Origin of the sequence: Pseudomonas sp. PB103 (assembly GCF_009764635.1) — a bacterium.
Lineage (GTDB): Bacteria > Pseudomonadota > Gammaproteobacteria > Pseudomonadales > Pseudomonadaceae > Aquipseudomonas.
Genome location: NZ_RWIL01000066.1, coordinates 1 through 3,555, shown reverse-complemented (window position 1 = coordinate 3,555; position 3,555 = coordinate 1). Strand labels below are relative to the sequence as shown.

Here is a 3,555-nt window from a genome sequence, read left to right as displayed (position 1 = left end):
GCTGCGATCTTTTGATCTTCAAACCAAGATCAAAAGATCGCAGCGTGCCGCAGCTCCTACAGGGGAATGTGTCGGGTTCAGAGGTTGCGCACCATCAGCCATTGTTCGTTGTCCCAGGCGCGAAACCGCTCCAGAACCTGCCAGCCACGCTTGGCGTAGTAGTCCTGCTTGTTCTGAGTGTGCAGGTACAGACGCGCGATCCCACGATCTTTCGCCTCCCGACAAATTCCCTCAATCAGTTGCTCCGCCAAACCCTGGCCGCGCGCTTCGGGGTCGACGAACACGCAGGCCAGCCACGGCCCCAGATCGGGCCGATGCGCCAAGTCATCGCGGGCCAGCGCGGCGCCTCCGACCAACTGTTCACCGTCCATGGCAATCAGGCACGACCAATCGCCGTTGCTTTGCCCTTCGGCAAATTCGCGCTGCCATTCGGCTAACGGTTGGTGGGCGTATTCGTAGTGAAACTGTTGGTGAATCCATTCGGCGTAGCGGTCGCTGTGGTGCAAGTGATGAGCCAGCCAATCGAGGTGCAGTGACATCAGGTGAGTCCGTTGCAGAGGCGAGCGTGCATCAGAAACCAATCCGTCGGCACTGGCAATCCCGGAGGTGTTGCAGCGCCTTTACAAATTCTCGCCACTCATCGGCAAAGCCGCGGTTTTACAGGGTTGCCGGACGATTGACAGGGACGCCGGCACGACTCGGCGCGATAGTGGCCGAGCAGGGTCATGAACAGCCCTGTGACCCATGACAAGAACGCAGCGGAGCTCGACTTCATGAGTACCCCGATTGATCTGACTGCCTTGAAGGAACGCCAGAAAGTCGCCTGGGCCAGTGGTGACTACGCCGTGATCGGCACCACCTTGCAAATCGTCGGCGAAAACCTCGCCGAAGCCTGTGATCTGCGTTGCGATGAGCAGGTGCTGGACGTCGCCGCCGGCAACGGCAATGCGACGCTGGCGGCGGCGCGGCGCGGGTGTCTGGTCACATCGACCGATTACGTCGCGGCGCTGTTGGAACGCGGACAGGACCGAGCGCGGGCCGAGCATCTGGACGTGACGTTTCAAGTCGCCGACGCCGAGGCGCTGCCGTTCGCAGATGACAGTTACGACGCGGTGCTCTCGACCTTCGGCGTGATGTTCGCCCCGGATCAGGACAAGGCTGCCGCCGAGTTGGGCAGGGTCTGTCGCCGTGGCGGGCGGATTGGTCTGGCCAATTGGACGCCGGAAGGCTTCGTCGGGCAGATGTTCAAAATCCTCGGCCGCCATCTGCCGCCCCCGGCAGGTGCGCAACCACCGTCGAACTGGGGCTCGGACGCGTGGCTGCACAAGCACTTCGATGATCGCGAATTTCTGGTGCGGGTCAGCCGGCGGGAATTCAACTTCCGTTATCGCTCGGCGGCGCACTTCATCGACATCTTCCGGCATTGGTACGGGCCGGTGCACAAAGCGTTTGCAGCGTTGCCGCCGGAGAGCGGTCAGGCGCTGGAAAGTGATCTGGCGGAGTTGCTCAATCGCTCGAACCGGGCGGGGGAGGGTTCGCTGGTGGTGCCGAGCGAATACCTGGAAGTGGTCATCAACAAACGTTGAAGCCGCTCCCCGGATCAATGAAATCCCTGTGGGAGCTGGCTTGCCAGCGATGACGGACATTCAGTCGACTTATTTGCCGACGGGTGTACCGCCATCGCTGGCAAGCCAGCTCCCACAGGTTTTGTATTGAGTTCGAGGGGCTTATTTCAGATGCGGCCGATCAAACCACTCCAGTGCCGTGCGCCAGATGCAGATGCCCAGAAAGTACGCCGACATCAATAACCACAAGCCCATCACCAGCGGGTTGATCACCGGGTGATTGAGCACCAGCGACAAGCTGCACAGCAGCCAGATCGCCGTCACCGCAATATTGATCGGCATGAACCGGCGCACGCGGAACGGGTGCAGGAACTTCATCTGCGTGACCGTCAACAGCGCCAGGCCGATCACCGTCAGGAAGGTAATCCATGGTCCCGGGCCGATGATGTACAGGCACAGCGCAACCACATTCCACGCCGCCGGAAAGCCGACAAAGTAATTGTCCTTGCTCTTCATATTGACGTTGCAGAAACAGAACAGCGACGACACCAGAATCAGCGACACCGTCAGCAGCAGGGTGTAGTCAGGCAATGGAATGTAGCGATAGATAAACAGCGCCGGAATGAACACATAGGTCAGGTAATCGATCACCAGATCGAGGATCGAACCGTCGAAGCTCGGCAGCACCGATTGCACATTGACCTTGCGCGCCAGCGCACCATCGAGGCCGTCGACGATCAGCGCCACGCCCAGCCACATCAGGCAATGGGTCGGTTGGTTTTCCAGCAGGGCGAGGGTGGCCAGGAAAGCTGTGACCACGCCAGTCGCGGTAAAACCATGGGCGCCCCATGCTTTGAGCCTGGCGATGTGTACGGTCGATATCACGGGGGCGTTCTCCAGAAAGTGAAGCAAGCCGGTTATCACCCTTGGGCAAAGGGCGCCGGCAAACCGGGTCGGGGTTGCAGCTATCGACCGGTCTGGCCGGGATAAGGTTCACCACCCTTGAATCTTAGCTGGCGGCTGGAAAAATTCCCGGGGCAAACCCGCCCAGGCCTTGAGTGTCGGCCAAACGGTGCTGGCGCTATGGCCGCAGAGGTCTAGAGTTGCCTGACGCAGTCACTGCCAATGCCTGAGGATGACGTCATGAACACCAGCGATTTGCTCGAACAACTGCTGCGAGGCCAGGCCTCGGCTGGACAACAAGGTAACGCTCAAGCGGGCGCAGGGCTGGGCGGGCTCGGCGGTTTGCTCGGTGGCCTGCTCGGCGGCGGTTCCGGTGCTGCCAGTGGCGCGGGCTCTGCTGGTGGGCTTGGCGGCCTGGGTGGTTTGCTCGGTGGGTTGCTTGGCGGCGGGGCCGGCGGTGGCCTGGGCGGCGCATTGGGTGGGGCGTTGGGCGGTGGTGGCGGTGGGGGCGGTACGCAAAGCCGTTCCGGCGGCAGCAATTACGCGGCACTCGCGTCGCTGGGGATGATGGCTTATCAGGCTTATCAAGCCTGGCAACGCAGCCAGGCCAGCGCGGCGCCGCAACAGATCCCGCAAACCGCCAATCTGCTTGCAGGCCCCGAGGTGGAAGAACACAGCCATGCGGTGCTGCGCGCGCTGATTGCGGCAGCCAAGGCTGACGGTGAGATCGATGACCGGGAACAGCAGATGATCAACGTTGAAATCAGCAAACACACCGACGATCCACAATTGCAGCAGTGGTTTGAAACCGAAGTCGCCAAACCGCTGGATGCGAACGAAGTCGCCCGAGCAGCCAACGACGACCCTGCTGTGGCCGCCGAGATGTATCTGGTCAGCGTGATTCTGGTGAACGATCAGCAGGGCGCCGAACGCAGTTATCTCGATGAACTGGCGGCGGCGTTGCAGATTGATCCGGATTTGCAAGTGCATCTGGAGCAGCAGGCCAAAGGTCAGGACTGAAGCAACGTCAAAAGATCGCAGCCTGCGGCAGCTCCTACAGGTGATTCCATGTAGGAGCTGCCGCAGG

The 3,555-nt window shown here is 61.1% G+C and carries 4 protein-coding genes; 2 read left to right on the top strand and 2 right to left on the bottom strand.

Annotated features, from left to right (window positions below; translation table 11 throughout):
* Positions 1-77 precede the first annotated feature (77 nt).
* Positions 78-539 carry a GNAT family N-acetyltransferase gene (locus tag EJA70_RS12745; RefSeq protein WP_158831107.1) on the bottom strand — a complete coding sequence of 154 codons (462 nt, stop codon included), beginning with the start codon at positions 537-539 and terminating at the stop codon, positions 78-80.
* A 234-nt stretch (positions 540-773) separates the two neighbouring features.
* Between EJA70_RS12745 and EJA70_RS12740 the strand changes: the two genes are divergently transcribed.
* Positions 774-1,586, top strand: a complete 813-nt coding sequence (locus tag EJA70_RS12740; protein WP_045123160.1) for a class I SAM-dependent methyltransferase — start codon at positions 774-776, stop codon at positions 1,584-1,586.
* 141 nt (positions 1,587-1,727) lie between these two features.
* Here EJA70_RS12740 and pcsA read toward each other — a convergent pair whose 3' ends face one another.
* A complete protein-coding gene (pcsA, locus tag EJA70_RS12735; RefSeq protein WP_008082412.1) occupies positions 1,728-2,450 on the bottom strand; it encodes a phosphatidylcholine synthase in 723 nt (240 codons plus the stop codon).
* Between the two features lie 258 nt (positions 2,451-2,708).
* On the opposite strand from pcsA, the gene EJA70_RS12730 reads away from it, so the two are divergent.
* Entirely contained in the window at positions 2,709-3,488 is a 780-nt protein-coding gene (locus EJA70_RS12730; RefSeq protein ID WP_158831105.1) for a tellurite resistance TerB family protein, read from the top strand.
* Positions 3,489-3,555 lie beyond the last annotated feature (67 nt).